This window comes from Leptodesmis sp., from assembly GCF_052746595.1.
This window is the reverse complement of record NZ_JBRAGO010000160.1, coordinates 1-4,184: the sequence shown is the minus strand read 5'-3', so window position 1 is coordinate 4,184 and position 4,184 is coordinate 1. Positions and strand designations below refer to the sequence as shown.

General features: G+C 50.2%; 4 protein-coding genes and 1 pseudogene. All 5 read right to left on the bottom strand.

From position 1 onward, the window contains the following. Nucleotides 1–370 precede the first annotated feature (370 nt). Complete coding sequence (cpcA, locus tag ACUVQO_RS21915) at nt 371–859, bottom strand: phycocyanin subunit alpha (protein WP_445927945.1); 489 nt, start codon at nt 857–859, stop codon at nt 371–373. A gap of 121 nt (nt 860–980) precedes the next feature. Continuing rightward, on the bottom strand, nt 981–1,499 hold the full coding sequence (locus ACUVQO_RS21910; protein WP_445927944.1) for a phycocyanin subunit beta: 519 nt from the start codon (nt 1,497–1,499) through the stop codon (nt 981–983). A gap of 744 nt (nt 1,500–2,243) precedes the next feature. After that, nucleotides 2,244–2,780 (bottom strand): phycobiliprotein lyase, encoded by a 537-nt coding sequence (locus tag ACUVQO_RS21905; protein ID WP_445927943.1) that lies wholly within the window; start codon nt 2,778–2,780, stop codon nt 2,244–2,246. Between the two features lie 115 nt (nt 2,781–2,895). Next, nucleotides 2,896–3,774: a hypothetical protein gene (locus tag ACUVQO_RS21900; protein ID WP_445927950.1), complete on the bottom strand. Its 879-nt coding sequence runs from the start codon at nt 3,772–3,774 to the stop codon at nt 2,896–2,898. Further along, nucleotides 3,761–3,994: pseudogene (locus ACUVQO_RS21895) on the bottom strand (winged helix-turn-helix domain-containing protein); the annotation flags it as partial. The pseudogene ACUVQO_RS21895 and the gene ACUVQO_RS21900, both read right to left, overlap by 14 nt. Nucleotides 3,995–4,184 lie beyond the last annotated feature (190 nt).

The window sequence follows — 4,184 nt, the reverse complement described above, 5'->3', positions numbered from 1 at the left end:
CCTAACACCTGACGGTAAGCTGCCCGAATCGCTACCTGAGCGTCAGCCTCCGACCAGTTGGGCCGTAACTCCACAATATCCGTCTCTTCAAACGGTCTAATCCCTAACCGTCCTGCTTCTTGTAATCCAGCCATGTCGTTTTCTCCATTGAACTGGTTGATCTAGCCAACTGAATTCAAACGTTTCACCATCATTCAAACGTTTTATTAATGGGCACTGCTCAGAATTTTGCGGATCAAACAGCAAATAGCTAACAGCAATTCACCATCAGCCATCCCACAAACTCCTAACAGCGCTAATAAAATTGCCCGGAAAGGGAAGCCACTCTTTCAACTTGAGCAGCTCCTCTCTCCGGGCAAGATTACACGACCTAGCTCAGAGCGTTAATCGCGTAGTCGATGTAGGAGTTTGCTTCCGTAGCAGGGTCGCCAGACAAACCGTGGTTGGCACGGATGTACTTGAGGGCTTCTATGTACCAGCTAGGGGATAACTCGAAGGTGCTGTTGATTTCAGCTAGACCAGCAATCAGGTAGTCATCCATGGGGCCAGTGCTGCCTGCAATCAAGCAGTAGGTGATCATCCGCAGATAGTAGCCGATATCACGTACGCACTTAGCCTTTCCACGCGCATCAGAGGCGTAGTTGTTACCTTGCATTTGGGTGGTGTAGGGGAACTTCTGATACACAGCATTGGCAGCACCTTCAGCTAGACTATTCGCCTTGCTAGCTAGGGCCTTAGCCGCTTCTAAGCTGGCCCCCGCTTGACGCAGACGACCAAATGCAACTTGCAGTTCAGAGCTACCCAGGAAACGGCCTTGAGAATCAGCGGTGGCAATGGCTTCAGTCAATGGGGTCTTCATCGGTTTGATATCTCCCTATGTTTTTACAAAATGTTTGAGTGAATTGAGATTTGTCATTTGGCCTTTGTCATTCGTCCTCTGTCAACCAAGAAGCGATGACCAATTGACAGGTCTGAAAAATTTAGCCAACTGCTGCTGCTGCACGATCGAAGTAGCTAGCAATCTCAGACATCAGGGCGCTGCAGTCGCCACGGGTGATGCCGTTGGGATCGTTCGCGATCGCAATTGCCGCTTCTTTCATCTTTTGCACACCGGTCGCCACAGAAGCACCAGGAACGCCCAGAGCCAGGTAGGTTTCTTTCAACCCATTCAGGCAGCGATCATCCAGCACACTGACATCACCGGTGAAGATCGCGTAGGTCACGTAGCGCAGGATGATTTCCATGTCGCGTAAGCAAGCCGCCATACGACGGCTGGTGTAAGCATTGCCACCAGGAGCAATCAGTTGCGGCTGCTCAGCAAACAGGGCCCGAGCGGCATTAGCCACGATTGCAGAAGCATTGCTAGTAATCCGGTTTACAGCATCCAACCGCTTGTTGCCATCCGCTACCATTTGGCTAAGAGCGTCGATTTGTTCGTTGCTCACATAATCGCCTCTAGCATCAGCTTGTGCAACAACCTTGGCAAACGCGTCTAGCATAGATTCGATCTCCTAATTTGTTGATGAGTATGGTTGTGTTTCAAAACGCAGTCGCGCAGTTCAGTTAGGTCAGACCCCTATTCCTGCCCACTTCCCAGTAGCCAGACCTTGAGTCCTCAACCTCGATCACCGTTCTCTCTGGTTGCATCCTCGACACGCTCTGTCAAAGATCGTTTCGATTCGTAAACGAATCTGTGAATCGCTCATCCCTTCAATGAGATTCCAGAAAGCTATCAGAATCAAGGCTTTTAGCTAACTCAACCGGGCGTTTATCCTTACAAGCATCTTTTATACAATGCTCGTGCAACCCATTTCGTTACAAATTGTTCTGAAACCCTACTTTTTTACATTCCTTAATGCTTACTTGCCCAAGCCCCTTCCCTCACCGTCTCGTCAGGCTTCTAGGCTTATCTTACACTACTCTACAACCACAAAAAACTCTCCCGTTTGTTACGTTGTCTATCAACATGAGGGTAAACGTAACAGCTTGTTGCCGCAGGTAATGCGTTGCAAACTGGGCGATCAACCCTCTCTGTCCGGAAGTCCAAAGCTTAAAGGGCTTCTTCATCTTTCTTAAAAATACTTGCCACATTCTGGCAGCCTGCTCGCTTGTCAACACGGAGAAGCAATTCAACCTTAGGGGGTAGATCGTCATTGTTCCATCCCAAACAGGACTCTGTTTGGCTGAGTCCTACACACGATTCTCAGCCTTACTCGTCCACTCGCCACTTAAGCCCTGCCCCCCTATACCCTTTTCTCCAAATACTGCCCGATCATGATCTGTTCCTCAGCCCGCGAGATGATGGTCTGCCGGGTGCGGTAGCTAGAACTAATGAGTTTTATTTCTTCTTCAAACACAGAACTGTTATACTCGGTGCGTAGTCGCAGCGTGTTCGCTTCGGGTAGGCTGAATTTGGCAAAGACGGGAGCTGGGGTCGCAAATCCGCGATCCCGATACAACATCCCGTTATGGACACCAAAGACTGTGGATCCCGTCTGCTGCTTGCGCGTCTTGCCGCGATAATTACTTTCCCAACTGGTATAAGCACCACAGACTATGGCCCTATCATTCCCTAGGCTATGCATTTGCGCCAGTTCAACCAGTTCGGGATGGCCCTGGGCTAAAAAACGAATCGTGATTAAGGATTCCATTTCCTCTATCTGGTCGTTTTTTAAGGTGAAGTAGCGCCGCTCCGATCGCCACTGGCCTTCACTCCGTTGGAAAAATTCCGCAACCCGCGATTCCCCGGAAAGTTGGGGGGATGTTATCAAGTACGTCATCACCTGTTACCTCAATCCAGACTAGCAACCACATCCTGCGATACTCTTGTCAAGTTACAAACCCAAATTCGTTACATTTCGTTAGGTGCCCCCATCCTAGTTCATTCCACCTCCCTCAGCAATGGCAATGACGAAAAGCGCTGATCCCGGCTTTACTCATAACCACTTCCTTAATTCTGAAATCTTCGCAATTCTGCCAGCTTGTTTTGAAAGTTTTGGTCAGTACGTATACGGGTTTGGCTTCATTTATCGCTGCGGAAGCAGTAAAGTCTTGATGGGCCTCGGCGATCGCCTGCGCAATCGCCAGTCCTAAACCCGCTCCTCCTGTAGACTGACACCGATCCCTATGCACCCGATAAAAGCGATCAAAAATGTGAGCCTGTTCTCGCTCCGCGATGAGCAGCATTGAGATTGGCAGACTCAGCCCAATTAGCCAGGCGATCGTGGTCAGTTCTTCGTCAAAGTCCTTCAGCGATCGACCAATCTGCATATAGCCCCAGCTTTGCTGATGGCCAGCCGTATCCATAAGCATTGAGATTTGGTGAAAGCGGTTCCCCTGCCGGTCTTCCAGGGTTTGCCACAATTCATTACCCCGAAAGGCTAGTCCCTCTGGTTGTTGCCCTACGGCTGCCACCAACCGTCCCGACAAATCCAAAAACCGAATGTAATCGCCCTTTTGTTGGAACAGGCTGAGGCGATGGCGATGAGTCAGTTCTGGAGGTAATGAGCAATTGGTGTTGGCAAGACAGACATAGGGTAAGACCTGATTCACCGCTTGCTGATTCATCTGGCCGGGTTGCTTCAGCACGGGTTCCAGTCCATCGTGGAGGGTCCCAGCAACGGACTCCAACTCTCTATGTAAGGCCTGCCAGCGAGTCTGGGTGATCATGTGGTAGAGTACAATTACCCCTGCACTCAAAATCACTCCCATCACTCCGGCATACCAGAGTGCCAAACGACGACGCGAGAGGTTGAATAGCTTATTTTTGTACATGAGGCAGATTGAGGCGATAGCCTAAACCATACACGGTTCCCAGAAGTTGGGGGCAGCCATGATCAGCAAGTTTACGCCGCAACAGCCGCATCTGAGCCGGAACTACATTACTGGTTGGATCGGCCTGAACCTCCCACACCTGATTCATCAGTTGCTCCCGTTTCAAGATCTGGTTGGGGGGTTGCATAAACTCCTCTAGCAACTGAAACTCCTTTGCACTGAGAGGAACTCCCTGGCAATCGCCCTGGGAATTTTAAATCGAAACAGTAGCGGTGCCGTAATCCAACATCAGGTTGCCGACTTGCAGTTGTTGCGGACGCAGTTGAGGCGATCGCCGCTCTAAGGCCCGCAACCGCGCCCGCAATTCAGCCATCGCAAAGGGTTTTACTTTTACTAAATAGTCATCGGCT